Here is a 16,316-nt window from a genome sequence, read left to right as displayed (position 1 = left end):
GGGCAGCGTGAAATGGTTTAATGGCACCAAGGGTTTCGGTTTTATCACCAAGGACAATGGCGATGAAATCTTCGTGCACTTCCGCTCCATTCGCGGTGGCGATCGCCGCGGCCTGAAAGACGGCCAGCGCGTCAACTTTGTGGAAGCACAGACAGATAAAGGCCCTCAGGCCGAGGATGTTGTCGCCGAATAAGCGGCTCAGTTGCCCACGGCGGCCTGCATATAGGCGTGCAACATGAGCGCGCCTTCGCGAATCAAGGCATCAGCCGGCAGCGCACTGTCTTCCAGTGCGCTCTCTACGACCGCGTAACCCATCTCCACACCCAGCCTGCAGCGCAACTGTAGCTCAGCATCCAGACTGACACCAGTGCGCTCCGCCAGGTATGCGGCAAATTGTTCCGCCACCATGCGGTTGGACGTGATACGCAGCTCACGCAGGGGCTCTACCGCACGCAGGGCCAATGATGTCTCCAACCCACCGGACATATCCCGGGTCACATCGTAGGTCAGCTTGAGTACGCTGTAGATAGCCTCGGCCACATCCGGCTCGGTCCCTGGCGTGGCGAACTCCTCAAGCCAGCGTTGAAATGCCTCGTTCTGCCGATCCATAAGCACGGCCCCCAGGGCATAGAGGACGGCATACTTGTTCGGGAAATAACGATACAGCGCGGGAACGGTAATGCCGGCGCGCTCGGCGATCAGATTGGTAGAGATTCGCTCAACACCCACCTCCACCAACAGCTCTGCGGCCGCATTAATAATCGCCTCGTAGGTGCGCTTGGCCCGTTCCTGGCGAGGACGGTTCTTTTCAAGTAACTCTACTTGTCGTTTGGGTGTCGTCATGGGCGCCCCTACCGTTCGCAACCAGTGTTGGTTGTCGCATCTATGTCAAATAGCCTAGCTCAGGTCGAGAGTCTTGGCTACCGAACGTAAGAGGACGTAATTTCGACATGTGGCGGTCCACGGGATCTATTTAGACCACGAAATTGACCCGCTAGTGCATCCCCCCGGGCCAGGCCACCCCCTATGCTTCACATCGATAAGAATGAGACTGGAGTTGCCGATGCATCCGACCCTTAAAGCCCTGGCGCTGATTACGGCGACCGCTACCGCTTCCTACGCTGGCGCTTTCGAGCGAACCGAGGAGCGCGAGCCGTGCCACGACTACAGTGAAACGCGCAAGCCTATGTTTGGTGACCTGCATGTGCACACCAGTTACTCATTTGACAGCTATGTGTCGAGTCAGCGCAATGAGCCCTCAGCAGCCTATCGCTATGCTAAGGGTGAGGCGATCACGCTGTCCGACGCCGATGGTCAGCAAACGCTGCGAGCACAGATAGAGCGGCCACTGGACTTTACCGCGGTGACCGATCACTCAGAATTCCTGGGACCGATCAATCTCTGTACCCAGGATTCCTCCAAGCTCGCCTATTGGTTTCCCGCGTGCATCATGGGCCGCAGCGACTGGTACATCGTCCAATTACTGGCGGCTGACTATTGGGCAAAGATGGGCGTCGTCGACAACAGCAGCACCAAAGCAGAATCGTTTGTCTGTACCATGGGCGACTGTGATGCAGCGCACAAGGAGGCCTGGCAAGGCGTACAGGATGCGGCTGAAGAACACTACGACCGCAGCGCCGAATGCAGCTTCACCACCTTTGTGGGCTACGAATACACTGACGCGCCCAATTACTCCAACCTGCACCGCAACGTTATCTATCGGAACGCCCAGGTGACCGATACAGCCATTTCCACGTACGACACAGGGTCACGCAATGTGCCCGAATTGTGGCGACGGCTGCGAGAGGAATGTATCGAAGGCAAGGAAGGCTGTGATGTCCTGGCGATTTCGCACAACTCCAACCTCAGCCGCGGCCTGATGTTCCCCGACCCACAGTCGGAAGAGGAAGCCAGGGAACGTCTGTTTTTCGAACCCCTGGTAGAGCTGGTGCAACACAAGGCCGCCAGCGAATGTCGCTTCGATCGCCTGCTGGGGCGCGGACTCGATACCGAAGACGAGCTATGCGACTTTGAACAGGTTGTCGCTGACAACCTGGCGATGCTGGGCACCTTGTTCGGCGAAGTACAAACTGCGGAGGCCGATCCTGTGCCACTGGATGAATACGGTCGGCGCAATATGATGCGCAATGTACTCAAGGACGGTCTGGCACTGGAGCAAAAAACGGGTATCAACCCTTTCAAACCGGGCTTTATCGGCAGTACTGACACCCACAGCGCATCTCCCGGCGGGGCTGAAGAGTTCAACTACACCGGCCACCTCGGGCGCCGAGACGCCGGCTATCGCAATGTACAGGATCATTTCTTCGACAACCCGGGCGGCCTCGCCATTGTCTGGGCAGAGGAGAACTCGCGCGATGCGATCTTCGAAGGCATGCGTCGCCGCGAGGCTTATGCCACCAGTGGCACACGCCCCGTGGTGCGCTTTTTCGCGGGCGAAGATTTCCCAGATGATATCTGCAATGACCCACAGATGCTGGAGAAAGCCTATGCGGGCGGCGTACCCATGGGTGGCGAGTTAGCCGCCCCGGGCGCATCGCCGGCCTTTATCGTCAGCGCCGCTAAAGATCCAGGCACAGCAGCCAACCCCGGTCTGGATTTGCAGCGCATTCAGGTGATCAAAGGCTGGCTCGATGCCGATGGCAACACCCACGAGCAGGTGTTTGATGTCGCTGGCAGCGCCGATAACGGCGCCAGTGTACATCCCGAGACCTGTACTCCTGTTGGCAGCGGCCACAAAAATCTATGTACGGCCTGGCGCGATCCCGCGTACAATGCCGCCGAGTCCGCGTTTTACTATGTCAGAGTGCTGGAAAACCCCTCCTGTCGCTGGAGCACACTACAGTGTCAGTCCTATGGCGTTAATCCATTCGCTGAAAACTGCAGTGAGCAGGCAGCACAGCAAACGGAAATATTTCAGGATGAAGCCGGTGCCATCGGCGACGTATTCGGCCGCTGTTGCCTGAATCCTGAAGAGGAACCGTTCTACGCCCCCACTCTGCAGGAACGCGCCTGGACATCGCCGATATGGATTAATCCCAATGAGGTATAGTTTTGGCCAACAAGCCTGTTCTGGAACGCCGCTTCCGCGGCGTTCGCATGCCCACCGCGTCGCATCCCGCCATTCGCAAGGTAAAACGCCTGGGCATTGAGCCCTCCATTCACGGCAACAAGCTGTGGAAATCCAGTTGCCTGCTTATCGACTACCTAAAACAGCATCCGCCCGAGCACACGGGCAAGGTGCTGGACGTGGGCTGTGGCTGGGGCCTCTCAGGCATCTGGTGTGCGAAAAATTTCCGCTCTGAAGTCACCTCCATGGATGCTGACCCGGACGTCTTCCCTTTTCTGAGCGCCACCGCCGAACTGAATGGCGTGACTACTGAGCACCTCGTGTCACGCTTTGAGAAACTGACCACGCGTCAGCTCAGTCAATACGACATGCTGATTGCCGCAGACATCTGCTTCTGGGATGAACTGGTGAAGCCGGTCACCAACATGATCAACCGCGCGGTCAAAGCCGGCGTCAAACATATTCTGGTCGCCGACCCTGAGCGTTCACCGTTCTTCGAGATCGCTGAAAAGTGCGCGGACAAACACTTCGCTGAAGTACACGAGTGGAGCACCCGGGGATCGATCGAAGCCAACGGCGCCATCATGGTTATCGAGAACGCCTAAGGGGTATCAGGGCAGCAGCTTATACTCGCGTTCAACCCTGCTCTCGACCGGCTCGCCGCCCTCCCACTGCGGTCGAAACAACGTCGCATTCAAACGGCGACGAAAGCGCGACGTGCTGCTTGACTTGTCGTCCGGCGCCTCGACACGAACGTTGCTGACGCGCCCCTGCCGCGACACGTCAAACAGGGCGTTGACCCGCACCAGATCCTCATCGGGCAAGGGACGAACAAACGCGTTATTGGCGGGTAAAGCCACCGGTGCTCCCAGCCACTGCTTCAACAGCGCAGTTTCCCCCGCTTCGCGCAGGTTTTGCTCGACTCGCGTATAGGCTTCCGCAGCTCGATAGCGATTACCCGTCCAGTGGTGCCAATCGCCCAGTGCCAGATTGAGGGCAGCAATTTCCACAGTATCGTCGCCCGCTGCAAGTTGCAGCGCCTGCACTATTTGCCGCCCTTTGGCCGGGGCGGTGCGCAGCAGCCCGCTCATCCGCTGCTGGTCGAGATCGGCTGACAGTGGTTGGGCGCCGAAGATATCTCTCGAATTACTGAATTCAGCCTGCCGCACCAGCGGCTCAATCACATCCATCACGAGGTAAAGGTTTTCCATCTGGCTTTGCGCCAGGCCCTTTTTCCAGGCGTATGGCGCCTGCGAATCATTCATGGTCGCCTTCAGCAAATCGCCGTTGAGAGACACCAGATCCAATAACCGGCGGGGCTCACCCCCGAGCTTCAGCTGCACGGCTTCGCGTTGCCAGCGTAAATACTCCAGCGCGGCCCTGAGGCGCAACTCGGTATACGGTGGCTGGCCCCGGCCATAAACACGGAAGAAATATTCGTAGCGTCCATCCAGGGTCTGCCAGTCCTGGGTAGCGCGAAACGCCAGAATAAGCTGTCTTAGAACGGGCACCTGGCGCTCACTGTAAAGCCCATCGTTAATGCGCAACACGTGCAGCGCCCTGCGATACGCGATGACAGCCGCGGGGTAATCACCCACCGCGAATAACTGATCGCCCAACTGGGCCAGTGGTTCGGTCAATGTATCGGCGTAGGGTCCACCGACAAGCTCGCGCTCTTCAAGCAGGCGTTGCAGCTTATCCCGATCAATGGCCGGGCCGGACTGCGCCGCCACCCCGGAATCAACACCAGGTTCAGCCCGCAAAAAGTACTTCCCATACGCGGCCGGAGCCGCATAAGAGGACACGCTCACTAGCAGTGCGATGCCCGCGGCAAAGCATTTAAGGGGACAACTATTCAACACATTGGACAATATTTGCACAACCATTCTGGCGACCTTCTACATTCAATGATATAACGACGCCTCACCTTGGAAACAGGGAATTCCCCCTGTTATTACCGACCCAAGACCACTGGCAAGGCACTTACTCATGAAGCAGTTAGGTATTCTCGACTCCGCCTTTATCAATCTGGAGCAAACCAATACACCTCAGCACATTGGCGGCCTCGGTATTTACGATCCCTCGACTGCCCCGGGTGGTTTTGTGCGTTTCAAGGATGTTATCTCCAGCTTCCAGCGACGCCTTAACAAACAACCCATGTTTCGCACGCGCCTGATAGAGGTACCCGGCGGACTGGATCGCCCCTACTGGGTCAAAGACGCTAACTTTGACGTCGAATTCCACCTGCGGCACATTGCCCTGCCCGAACCCGGCGACTGGCGCCAACTGTGCATTCAGGTCGCCAGGCTGCACGCCCGTCCGCTCGACATGAGCCGCCCCCTTTGGGAGGCCTATATTATCGAGGGCCTGGACAATATTCCCGGCCTGCCCAGCGGCTGCTTCGCCATCTATACAAAAATGCATCACTCTCTGGTTGACGGCGCTGGCGGTTCCTCGTTTATGGCGCTGATTCACGACCTGGTTGCCAACCCAGGTCCGGACGTCGAAGAAGATGAAGAGCCAATGCTGGTCGATGTAGAGCCGAGCGTGTCGGAACTGCTCACCAAGGCCAGTTTCAATGGCGTGAAGAACACCGTCGATCTGCTCAAGGGCACGGTGAGAAACGCCGTGGATCTGGGACGCTATGCCCTGGATGTCGCCCGCAACGAAATCCCTGCACCCGACATTACCGCTCCCAAAACCATTCTCAACCAACCGGTCGGACCGCACCGCGTGTTTGACGCGGCGGAGTTTCCACTCGACGGTTTCAAGGCGATCAAAAACGCCGCCGGCGTCACCGTCAACGATGTGGCGCTCACCGTTATTGGCGGCGCCATGCAAAGATACCTTAAGCATCATGGGCATGCCCCCGAGGAAGGGTCTCTGGCCGCAGGTATTCCACTGAATATGCGCACTCGCCGTGGTGTTACCGACGACAACAACCAGGTGGGTTCGGTGTACTGTTCACTGCACACGGATATTGAAGAACCCCTGGAGCGCCTGCGCGCCGTGCACCAGTCTTCGCAGGATGCCAAGACCAGCGGCGAAGCCAGCCCACTGGTAGACGTACTGAAAATTGCCGGTGCAGTCTCTCCGGTCGTGGCAAAAACAGCTGCCGGAATCTGGGCGCGCAATGAGCTTTCCACCTATGTTCCCGCGAACATTTCCACGGTGGTCTCCAACGTCGCGGGACCCGATTTCCCGCTGTATTGCGCCGGGGCCCGCATGGTGGATTACTTCGGTCTGGGATTACTCACCCCGGGTGTGGGGCTGTTCCACCTGGTGTTCAGCTACTCCGGCAAGGTGACGCTATCGATGCTGGGCGATCGCAATATCATTCCCGACCCAGAGACTTACCATGATTGCCTCGTAGAGGCCTATGAAAACCTCTATGCCGCGGTCACGGCCGACGCCAAGGCCACCGAGGGCAAGGTTGACGCCCGCAAGCGCAAACGCGCTGCAGCCAAGCCTGCGACAACTGGCGGCAAAACCGCCTCCGGGAAAGCACCGGCGAAAAAAGCTGCTGCCAAAAAGAAAGCTGCGGCAAAGAAAAAGCCCGCTGCCAAGAAAAAAGCACCTGCAGGGAAAAAGGCGGCCACCAAACAAGCGCCTACCAAAAAAGCGGCGGCGGCAAAGGCTCCGGTAAAGAAAGCCGCAGCAAAGAAAAAACCAGCGGCGAAAAAGAAGGCCACGGTAAAAAAGGCACCCGCGCGTAAGAAAGCGCCTGCCAAAGCGCGGCCCAAGGCCAAGCCAAAGCTGGCCAGCTGATCACCCTCGGCCAGCCACAAAAAAGCCCGGCGCGAAGGCCGGGCTTATCGTCATCCTGACACCGCGCTATAGCGGGGTGTAAGTAAATTTCTGTCCGCCGAGTGCGGCCTCATACATCAAGCCGCCCTTGGCGATAGTGAAGATGGCCATACCCTTGCGATAGCCCGAATTGTAGGTAGAGGCATCGTTCTGCCCTCCCGAGGCGCCTGCCGCCAGACCGCCGCCGGTATTCGCTTCCGCCGACACACCCGCCGTCAGGGCGACGGCTGTTGCCTGGGCACTGAACTCGAAGTTGCCTGTCGTAAACTCACGGTATGCGCGCTGGTCTTCGAAGAAAACGATCTGGCTAAACGCCTGGCCACCCAGCTGGAAACCCATCGTCAGCTGGGTCATGGTGGTGTTGCCGACATGGCGACCACCCACATAGACCTGGCCTCCGCCGTGAGCGCCGCCAATGCCAATACCGCCTTTGCCAATGGTCGGGAACAAGGCATAGCCGTAGGCATTGTTAAAAAATGGCGCCGTACCTGCGGCGGCTTGGAACGCCGAGAGCGTTTTGGCGTATTTGTCTTGCGCCACGGCCCCCTGCCCTACCAGGGCAAGAGCAACAAACAGGCAGAGCGTACGGACAATCTGTGACATGGAATTTTCCTCAGAGTATTTCTATCAGCGGCTATTCTCAGCAGCAGACACGACCGGGTCAAGAACATCAGCCCGTATTGCGCATCCCTGCGGCGATACCGGCAATTGTGACCATAATCGCACGCTCGAGTTCCGGGCGAGACGCCTCGCGGTTGCGGCGCAGCAGCTCCGCCTGCAGGAAGTTCAGCGGGTCTGTATAAATATTGCGCAACCGCAATGATTCCGCCTCCCAGGAATCCTCTCCCATGGGCGATTCAGCACCGGTCAGCGCCAGCACCGTCGCAGTGTCACTGGCGAGCTTGGCGCGCAGCTGCTCGCCAATCGGTCTGAGCTCATCCGGCACCAGGCGGTCGTCATAAAACGCCGACAGCCCCGATTCACTCTTGGCAAACACCATTTCCAGCATCGACAACCTGGCCGCAAAGAAAGGCCACTGCTCGGCCATTTCCTGCAAGCGGTCACCTTCGCCATCAGCCACCGCCATCGCCAGGGCCTCACCCGCACCCAGCCATGCCGGCAACATCAGCCGGTTCTGTGACCAGGCAAAAATCCAGGGAATTGCGCGCAGGCTTTCGATACCTCCGCCGCTCTTGCGCCTGGCAGGCCGTGAACCCAGCGGCAACTTGGCCAGCTCCTGTTCCGGCGTCGCATGGCGAAAATAAGGGACAAACTCGGGCTCACCACGAATCACCGCGCGGTAGGCATCGCAGGATCGCTCTGACAAGGTGTCCATGATCTCTCGCCAGGCATCGCTCGGTGCTGGCGGCGTCTGCAGATTCGCGCGACAAATGGCCACGGTATAGAGGGCCAGTGTTTTGACCGCCAGTGACGTCCACCCAAGCTTGGTGCGAATCATCTCGCCCTGCTCGGTAACTCGCAGGCCATTGCGCAACGAACCAGGCGGCTGTGACAGCAATGCCTCGCGCGCCGGCGCACCGCCGCGGCCAATCGTGCCGCCGCGGCCATGGAATAGCGTGAGGCTCACTTGATGAGCCCCGCACACCTCCAGCAGTTCCTCCTGGGCGCGATACTGCGCCCAGGATGCGGCCAGCACCCCGGCATCCTTGGCGGAATCCGAGTAACCAATCATCACCATCAGCTGACCGCCAATATGCCCTCGATACCAGCTGTCATCTAGTAGCGTTGTGACCACCTGACGGGCCCGGGAAAGATCATCCAGCGTTTCGAACAGGGGCGCCACCGGCAGCGAGTAAGTAACACCGGCATCCTGTAACAACAGGTGTACAGCCAACACATCCGAGGCCTGCCTGGCCATGGAAATCACATAGGCACCGAGTGCCTCGGGTGGCTGTTGGGCAACTACGGCACAGGTGTCCAGGACTTCTTGAACGTCAGCGCTGGGCTGCCAGTTGCGCGGCACCAGCGGGCGGCGACTGGACAGTTCGCGCAACAAAAATGCCTGGCGCGCAGGTTCATCCCAATCGGCGTAGTCCCCGAGACCAAGATACGTGGTCAGCTCGGATAAAACCTCCGTATGACGGGTGCTGTCCTGGCGTACATCATGGCGCACCAGGTGCACGCCAAAGCAACGCACCCGACGCAACACATCGAGCAACGTGCCCCGGGCAATAATCTCCATACCGCACTCGAGCAGCGACTGATAACAGGCTTCAAGGGGATCCCAGAGCTGGGCGATATCGGTGAGAATGTCACCCTCTGGAGGCAACTCGTCATTGAGCTGGGCTTCAATATGATCGCGAGTGCGACGCAGCAGCGTGCGCAAATTGCGCACTACTGCCCGGTAGGGTTCGTGGGCGCCACCGGCCAGCGCCTGTAGCGAGGCACTGCAACGAGTCATAGACAGCTCTTCAATCAGGCGATTGAGATCGCCCAGATACAACTCAACCGCCTGCCAGCGACTCAGCAGCAATACTTCACGCGTCACGGCCGCCGTCACATTGGGATTGCCGTCGCGGTCGCCCCCCATCCAGGACACGAATGACACCGGGCCGCATCCAGCGGCAGCTGGCAATCGCCATGTTCCTGCAGCGCAGTATCGAGGCGCCGCAGGAACTCGGGGACGGCCCACCACAGCGATTCTTCGACAACAGCGAAACCCCACTTGGCCTCGTCGACAGGGCTGGGGCGTTCCGTGCGGAAATCATCGCCGTACCATATCTGGGCGATGAGCTCGCGCAAGCGCGCGTGGAGATGCTCACGCTCGCGTTCAGCCAGCCCGCCCAGCTCCAATTGGCTCAGGCAACGCCCAATCTCTCCGTGCTTATGAATAAGCGTGCGCCGCGTAATCTCGGTAGGGTGCGCGGTCAGCACTAACTCAATATTGAGATTGGCAATCGCAGCGGCGATATCCGCAGCCGACGCTCCCTCCGTGGCAAGCTCACGCAGGTTACTGTCGAGATTCCGTGACGCTGACAGCAGCGGGTCCATGCCCCGCGAAATCATATGCTGTTGATCGGCGATATTGGCCAGGTTCAGAAACTGGGCGAAAGCGCGAGCCACCGGCACCAGTTGCTCGCCCTCCAGCCCGCGCAACTGCTCCAGTAATGACTGTCGATCATCGACGTCGCCGTCGCGGGCACCGCGAGACAACGTGCGAATACGCTCAATCAGCGCCAGAAAGTCCTCGCCTTCTGCACTGGCCACGGTTTCACCCAGGATTCTTCCCAGCAAACTGACATTGCCGCGCAAGCTTGCGTAATCTGCTTCCATGTTTGGTTCCTGCTACCAGTGACTGATCCGGCCCAACAGGTCACACACCCGCGAGGAGTAACCCCACTCGTTATCGTACCAGTTGAGCACTCGCAGATAGCGATCGGCGGTCACGCCGCTAAAACCTGCATCGTAAATCGAAGAGTGTGAGTTGCCGATAATATCTGAAGAGACGATCGGCGTATCGCTGTACTGGAGAATTCCTTTGAGTCGGTCGGACTGCGCCGCCTCACGCACCACCGCATTGACCTCGTCGGTGGTCACCGATTTACCCAGCTTCACAAACAGGTCAACCACGGAACCGTCCGGCACCGGCACCCGCGCAGCGATACCGTGCAGTTTCCCCTGCAACTGGGGCAATACCTCGCCGACAGCTTTGGCGGCACCGGTCGACGTGGGAATAATATTTTCCGCAGCGGCCCGACTGCGGCGCCAATCTGAGTGCGGCACGTCCGCCAGACGTTGGTCATTGGTGTACGCGTGTACGGTGTTGATAACGCCCTCTTCAATACCAAAGGCATCGTTGAGCACCCGCGCCATTGGCGCCAGGCAATTCGTCGTACAGCTGGCGTTGGAGATGATCCGATGCTCGGGGACAAGGCCCTCGTCATTCACACCCAGTACCACGGTGTAGTCAACGGGATCTTTCGAGGGTACTGTTAGCACAACCCGACTGGCGCCAGCTGCCAGGTGTTGCTGTAGCTGTTCTCGGGCGCGAAATACGCCGGTGGCCTCCACCACCACATCAATACCCAGCTCGCGCCAGGGTAAGTCGGCAGGCGAGCGTTCCTTGAGCAGTTTCACCCGCCCCTTGTCGGTGACAAATTCGTCACCCTCCAGCGCCAGGTTTTTTCCGAAGGGGCCCATGACCGTGTCGTAACTCAATAAATAGCGCAGCGCATCGTTATCGAACAAATCATTGATGGCGACCACATCGACACCTTCAACGCTTTCGAGAATACGAAATACCGAACGGCCAATACGACCAAAACCATTAATTGCAACTTTCATTTACGCGGCCTCCTTCTGCGCATCGAGCGTGGCATACAGCCTGACCACGTCCAGCAGCCGCGAGGCGTGCCCGAGATTCTCATACCAACTCAGGGTTTTAATGGTGTTGTTGCCCGCCTTGATGGTGCCCTTGGCATCGAACAGCAACGAGAGGGGGCTACCGATGACATCGGAAGACACAATTGGATCCTCCGCAACGCCGATAATGCCCGGCTTTGCCGCGGCGGCAGCGCGCATAACTTCGTTGACCGCATCGGCGTCCACGGATGCATCGCCCAGCACCAGATTGACGTCGAGCAGACAACCCTCCTGAACCGGCACATTCAGCGCTGAGGTCAGTATCTTGCCGTCGAACTGAGGCAGAATGTTGCCGAGCCACAGGGCGGCCTCATGGCTGTTAGGAATAATATTCTTGGCTGCAGAACGACTGCGGCGGAAGTCCGAGCCCGCATAGTCCTGCAGTGCCTGATCAGAGGTAAAGGCATGGACGGTAGTCATGCTGCCGCACTCGATCTCAAAGTGGCCGGCAAGGCTGTCAAACAGCAGGGCCAGCGCGCTGGTCGTCGCGCTGCCAGCGGATATCATGCGATCGTTGGCCGTGGCGCTCTGCTCGTTAATACCCGGAATGACAATGCGATCAATCCCATCGGTCGGCAGCGTGCGCAGGAGTACGCGCGGCGTGCCATTGCCCAGATGATCTTCCATATAACGACGATCGCGATACTTACCCGTGGAATCAATGACCATGTCCACGCCGAAGATATCCCAGGGCATCTCCGCCGGGCGATCAATTTCCATTAGCCGCGCCCGGAAACGATGATTGACCAGAAAGTTGCCCTCGAGTCTATGCTGCTCGGGGTCAGACCCCTCTGAGCACAAGAGGTAGTGCAGAATTTCCGGTTTGCCGATATCGGCGATAGCCACCACCTCAAGATCGTCACTGGCAGCAGCCAGCTGATAGATCTGGCGGCCGGTCTGGCCGAACCCCATAATGCCCACTCGGATGGGCCTACGCTGTGTCATGTGTTTTCTCCTGATCTCTGTGTGTCTGTCGACATGGCCTCGCGCGCCAGTCTTTCAATTTCATCCCAGTCGCCGCCGGCCACCAGACTCGAAGCGACCATCCACGACCCACCGCAACACACCACATTGGGCAGGGCCAGAAAGTCGCGAAAGTTCTCGGGGCTAAGCCCCCCGGTGGGACAGAACCTGGCCTCAGGGAAAGGCCCGCCCAGGGCTTTCAACATGCCCAACCCCCCGAGCGTGACTGCGGGAAATAGTTTGAATAACTCAAAACCATAGGCCTGGGCCTGCAGGATCTCAGAGGCACTTGCGACACCAGGTACAAAGTCCAGCGGCGCCTCAGCAGCGGCCTGCAACAGCGCCGGGGTCGCCCCGGGGCTGAGCGCCAGCGTCACCCCGGCATCGACCACCCTGGCGACGTCAGCAGGTGTATTCACGGTTCCGGCGGCGACCAACAATTCGGGAACTTCACGCTGCACCGCGGCGATAGCGTCCAGCGCCGTCGGCGTGCGCAGGGTGATTTCTATGGCAGTCATGCCACCTCGCTGCAACGCGCGGGCCAGATTGATCGTTGCGCTGATATCACCTGCCGTTACCACCGGCAAAACCCGGCTTGCGGCCAGTGTCTGTTCTAACATGAGCTTACTCGCGTGTAATTTTATTACATTTAATGAACTTTAGTTCCATTTTTGGCATCATTCAAGCTATTATGAGTATATTAATGTATTTTTATTACATATTTATGGATTGTACGGAGTACGCCCATGACACTACTGGCCGATCTCGCCGACCCCAGGGTTAAACGCAGCAAATCTGCGCACAAGCTGGCCGCCTGCGTGACTGGAGACCCGCAGGCGGTGGTTTCCATGAGCACCGCCACCCTGGCCACCCTCGCCGGCGTCAGCGAACCGACGGTAAACCGCTTCTGCACTGGCCTGGGATATAAGGGCTTTCCGGATTTTAAACTGGCACTGGCGGGCGAGCTCGCCCGACGCCAGCCCCGCATCACCCAAGACATCGACACCGACGACTCAGCCGGCCAGGTCGTGGCAAAGGTGTTTGAGCACACCCAGGCCAGCCTCAACAGTGCGCAGCAACATCTGCAGCTGGAGTCACTGCATCGAGCTGTTGACGCCCTGGCCAGCGCCCGCTCGATCGCCCTGTGCGGACTGGGAGCTTCGGCCTCAGTGGCCCTGGATGCGCAACACAAATTACTGCGTTTCCCAGTGCCCGTATCGGCCCATACGGACATCATCAATCAACGCATGCTGGCCACAGGCCTGACCCGCGACGACTGCCTGGTGTGCATTTCCTACACCGGCCGCACCACGGCGATGGTGGAGCTGGCACAATTGGCCGCTGGCACTGGTGCCCGCGTACTAGCCCTGACCGCCCCAGGCTCACCACTGGCCAACACCTGCGATCTGGTCCTGGGCGTGGAGAGTGGTGAGGACACCGACCTCTACACCCCCATGAGCTCTCGTATTGCCCAGCTGGTCATCATCGACGTGCTGGCAACCTGCCTGGCCCTGCGCCTGGGTGATTCATTCGGCGAGCACCTGGCAGCCGTAAAGAACAATCTCAGCGATACGCGTAACCAGCCCGAATAACACCAGCTCTCGCTTGTGGCAGCGATGCGGACTAATATCTGGGGATAGGCCAACACAAAAGGATTCATCCCTTGAAAAAACTGCTCGCCGGAGTTCTGGTATTCGTCGGCTTACTCGCGATCGCCTGGGTCAGTCTGCTCATGAGTGGCAACATTGCCAATTACAGTGTTTCCATGATTCTTAATGTTGCCACCGGCCGCCCCGGGGCAAGTATTGATGAGCAATCCGCGCAGCAACACTACACGCTGCCTGACGGCTTCTCGGTACAGATCTTCGCCAACGATTTACCCAAGGCGCGCTTCCTGCGCTTCACCCAGGCCGGCGATCTATTGGTCAGCCGTCCTCACGCCGGCGACATTGTGCTCCTCGAACCCGACCGCGATGGCGACGGCTACAGCGACGCCCGGCGCACCGTCATCAGCGAGCTGGATCGCCCCCAGGGCATGGACTTTGACGGTGAATGGCTCTATATCGCTGAGCGCGAGCGCATTGGTCGTATCCGCTTCGACCACAACGCCGGCGCGACAGTGGACCACTACGAAGACGTTGTCACCGGCCTCACCGGCGACGGTAACCACTGGAGCAAAACCATTCGCTTCGGGCCGGATGGCATGCTGTACCTGGCCCAGGGCTCAACCTGCAACATCTGCGTAGAGTCCGACCCGCGCAGAGCGACTATCATGCGCTTCAGGGCCGATGGCAGTGACGGCGAAATATTTGCCACTGGCCTGCGCAACAGTGTCGGGTTCGATTGGTCGCCTGTTGACGGCGCGCTGTACGCCACCGACAACGGCCGGGACATGCTCGGCGACAACTTTCCTCCCTGTGAACTCAACCGGGTGGAGTTAGGCAATTTTTACGGCTGGCCGTACTTCAACGGCAACAACGTTCCGGACAAGGACATGGGCCCCGATCCCCTCGCCCAGCAGCGACTTCCTGTCGCCCCCGTGCACGGCTTTCGTGCCCACAATGCCCCCCTGGGTATCAGCTTTGTGGACGGCAGCGACTGGCCCGGAGACTTCGACCTCGTGGCCCTGGTCGCACTCCACGGGTCCTGGAACCGCAGCGAGCCCGATGGCTATGAAGTGGTATCCCTGCACTTCAGCGACAATGGTATCGAGGAACGAACCTTTCTCGGCGGCTTCAATCAGGACGGCAATATACTGGGACGCCCGGTCGACGTTATTCAGGGCCCGGACGGTGCTATTTATATCTCTGACGATTACGCCGGTGCCATATACCGCGTCTCTACAGATACACCAGCCCAGCGGCCAAATGCCCTCGACGCGCTCAATACTGCCGCAGACACGACCACACCCGACTGGGTAGCGCAGAGCGATGTACAGGCACTGGCTCGACAAGGTGCTGCGCTCTACCAGCAGCACGCCTGTGCCACTTGCCATGAACAGGGCGAAAACCCCTTGCCCCTGGTCGAGGTCAGCTACGACGCAATTGAACGGGCCCTGGTGACACCCCAGGCGCCTATGCCGCTACTGCCGCTCAGCGAGACAGAGCGACGCGCACTCGCTGCATTTATCGTTAGCGGGCAGTAGCCCCCGCATGCTCCTCTGGCTGCCCAATGCGCACTCGAGCCTGCTCCTGGGCCTGCCGCCGGAGCTGCTGACGGCCTGCCAGCTATGCGCGCCGGCAGCACATGAAAATTACTGAGTTGTTGAATGTCCGCCATCCAGATCAAAGCGCTCACCTATAACATCCACAAGGGCTATACCACGGGCAACCGAAAATTCATGTTGGAGTCGATGCGTGATCGCATTGCCGAAACCGAGGCCGACATCGTCTTTCTGCAGGAAATTCACGGCACTGCCGTCCAAACGGATGCCCAGAAACGTAAGTTTTCATACCCCGACCAACCGCACTTCGAATTCCTCGCTGACCAGGCCTGGCCGCACTATGCCTATGGCCGCAACGCCATTTATCGCAAGGGGGATCACGGTAACGCTATATTGAGTCGCTACCCCTTTGTGGCCTGGGAAAATATCAATGTCTCGAAATTTCCGCGCTCCAGTCGCAGCATTCTGCACGGCATCATCGAGATACCTGGCGCCGCCAAGCCACTGCATACGTTGTGCGTGCACCTCGGTCTGCTGGAGCAGGAGCGCAAGGAACAACTGCAGGCCCTGACCGCCCGGATTGATCAACACGTGCCGCGCGACGAGCCGATGATTATTGCCGGAGACTTCAACGACTGGCGCCGACGGGCCGAAAACCACCTGCACGACGATCTCAACCTGACTGAGTTATTCGCCGAGTTGCAGGGCCGACACGCGCGCACCTTTCCCGTCTGGGCACCCCTGCTGCCCGTGGATCGTATTTACTATCGAGGTATCACGCCGCTCAGCTGTGATCGCCTGTGCCGCGGGCACTGGCGCGACCTCTCAGATCACGCCGCGCTGGCCGGTGTGTTTGCACTGGCATGCGCGGACAATGATAGCTAAGGTTACCCCTTCCCTGTTGACAGAGAG

At 59.0% G+C, this 16,316-nt stretch carries 13 protein-coding genes and 1 pseudogene; 7 read left to right on the top strand and 7 right to left on the bottom strand.

Annotated elements, in window-relative coordinates:
* The first annotated feature begins 7 nt into the window (after positions 1–7).
* A complete protein-coding gene (locus tag BST95_RS20465) occupies positions 8–193 on the top strand; it encodes a cold-shock protein (RefSeq protein WP_229801718.1) in 186 nt (61 codons plus the stop codon).
* Between the two features lie 5 nt (positions 194–198).
* On the opposite strand, the gene BST95_RS09385 is transcribed toward BST95_RS20465, so the two are convergent.
* Complete coding sequence (locus tag BST95_RS09385; RefSeq protein WP_084199041.1) at positions 199–843, bottom strand: TetR/AcrR family transcriptional regulator; 645 nt, start codon at positions 841–843, stop codon at positions 199–201.
* A gap of 220 nt (positions 844–1,063) precedes the next feature.
* On the opposite strand from BST95_RS09385, the gene BST95_RS09380 reads away from it, so the two are divergent.
* A complete protein-coding gene (locus BST95_RS09380) occupies positions 1,064–3,070 on the top strand; it encodes a DUF3604 domain-containing protein (protein WP_229801655.1) in 2,007 nt (668 codons plus the stop codon).
* A gap of 2 nt (positions 3,071–3,072) precedes the next feature.
* Positions 3,073–3,693: a class I SAM-dependent methyltransferase gene (locus BST95_RS09375; protein WP_229801656.1), complete on the top strand. Its 621-nt coding sequence runs from the start codon at positions 3,073–3,075 to the stop codon at positions 3,691–3,693.
* Between the two features lie 6 nt (positions 3,694–3,699).
* On the opposite strand, the gene BST95_RS09370 is transcribed toward BST95_RS09375, so the two are convergent.
* Positions 3,700–4,851 (bottom strand): hypothetical protein, encoded by a 1,152-nt coding sequence (locus tag BST95_RS09370; RefSeq protein WP_084199040.1) that lies wholly within the window; start codon positions 4,849–4,851, stop codon positions 3,700–3,702.
* Positions 4,852–5,077: 226 nt separating this feature from the next.
* On the opposite strand from BST95_RS09370, the gene BST95_RS09365 reads away from it, so the two are divergent.
* The gene (locus tag BST95_RS09365) at positions 5,078–6,856 is read left to right on the top strand and encodes a WS/DGAT/MGAT family O-acyltransferase (RefSeq protein WP_084199039.1); all 1,779 of its coding nucleotides are present in this window, start codon (positions 5,078–5,080) and stop codon (positions 6,854–6,856) included.
* 66 nt (positions 6,857–6,922) lie between these two features.
* Here BST95_RS09365 and BST95_RS09360 read toward each other — a convergent pair whose 3' ends face one another.
* From BST95_RS09360 to eda, 5 genes and pseudogenes are all read right to left on the bottom strand, one after another.
* Positions 6,923–7,498 (bottom strand): lipid-binding SYLF domain-containing protein, encoded by a 576-nt coding sequence (locus BST95_RS09360; RefSeq protein ID WP_066049209.1) that lies wholly within the window; start codon positions 7,496–7,498, stop codon positions 6,923–6,925.
* Positions 7,499–7,565: 67 nt separating this feature from the next.
* Positions 7,566–10,189, bottom strand: a pseudogene (ppc, locus tag BST95_RS09355) (phosphoenolpyruvate carboxylase).
* 12 nt (positions 10,190–10,201) lie between these two features.
* On the bottom strand, positions 10,202–11,200 hold the full coding sequence (gene gap / locus BST95_RS09350) for a type I glyceraldehyde-3-phosphate dehydrogenase (RefSeq protein ID WP_084199038.1): 999 nt from the start codon (positions 11,198–11,200) through the stop codon (positions 10,202–10,204).
* Entirely contained in the window at positions 11,201–12,223 is a 1,023-nt protein-coding gene (locus BST95_RS09345; RefSeq protein ID WP_084199037.1) for a type I glyceraldehyde-3-phosphate dehydrogenase, read from the bottom strand. It abuts the gene before it with no gap.
* The gene (eda, locus tag BST95_RS09340) at positions 12,220–12,861 is read right to left on the bottom strand and encodes a bifunctional 4-hydroxy-2-oxoglutarate aldolase/2-dehydro-3-deoxy-phosphogluconate aldolase (RefSeq protein WP_066049195.1); all 642 of its coding nucleotides are present in this window, start codon (positions 12,859–12,861) and stop codon (positions 12,220–12,222) included. The genes BST95_RS09345 and eda overlap by 4 nt, the downstream gene beginning before the upstream one ends.
* Before the next feature lie 126 nt (positions 12,862–12,987).
* Here eda and hexR point away from each other — a divergent pair, with 126 nt between their 5' ends.
* From hexR to BST95_RS09325, 3 genes are all read left to right on the top strand, one after another.
* Entirely contained in the window at positions 12,988–13,833 is an 846-nt protein-coding gene (gene hexR, locus BST95_RS09335) for a transcriptional regulator HexR (RefSeq protein ID WP_066049192.1), read from the top strand.
* 71 nt (positions 13,834–13,904) lie between these two features.
* Positions 13,905–15,386: a PQQ-dependent sugar dehydrogenase gene (locus tag BST95_RS09330; RefSeq protein ID WP_205737361.1), complete on the top strand. Its 1,482-nt coding sequence runs from the start codon at positions 13,905–13,907 to the stop codon at positions 15,384–15,386.
* Between the two features lie 123 nt (positions 15,387–15,509).
* Positions 15,510–16,289, top strand: a complete 780-nt coding sequence (locus tag BST95_RS09325) for an endonuclease/exonuclease/phosphatase family protein (protein WP_084199036.1) — start codon at positions 15,510–15,512, stop codon at positions 16,287–16,289.
* Positions 16,290–16,316 lie beyond the last annotated feature (27 nt).

It is taken from the genome of Halioglobus japonicus, assembly GCF_001983995.1.
In the GTDB taxonomy this organism is placed as follows: Bacteria; Pseudomonadota; Gammaproteobacteria; order Pseudomonadales; family Halieaceae; genus Halioglobus; species Halioglobus japonicus.
The sequence above is the reverse complement of the archived record's forward strand: the minus strand, read 5'-3'. Positions and strand labels throughout refer to the sequence as shown.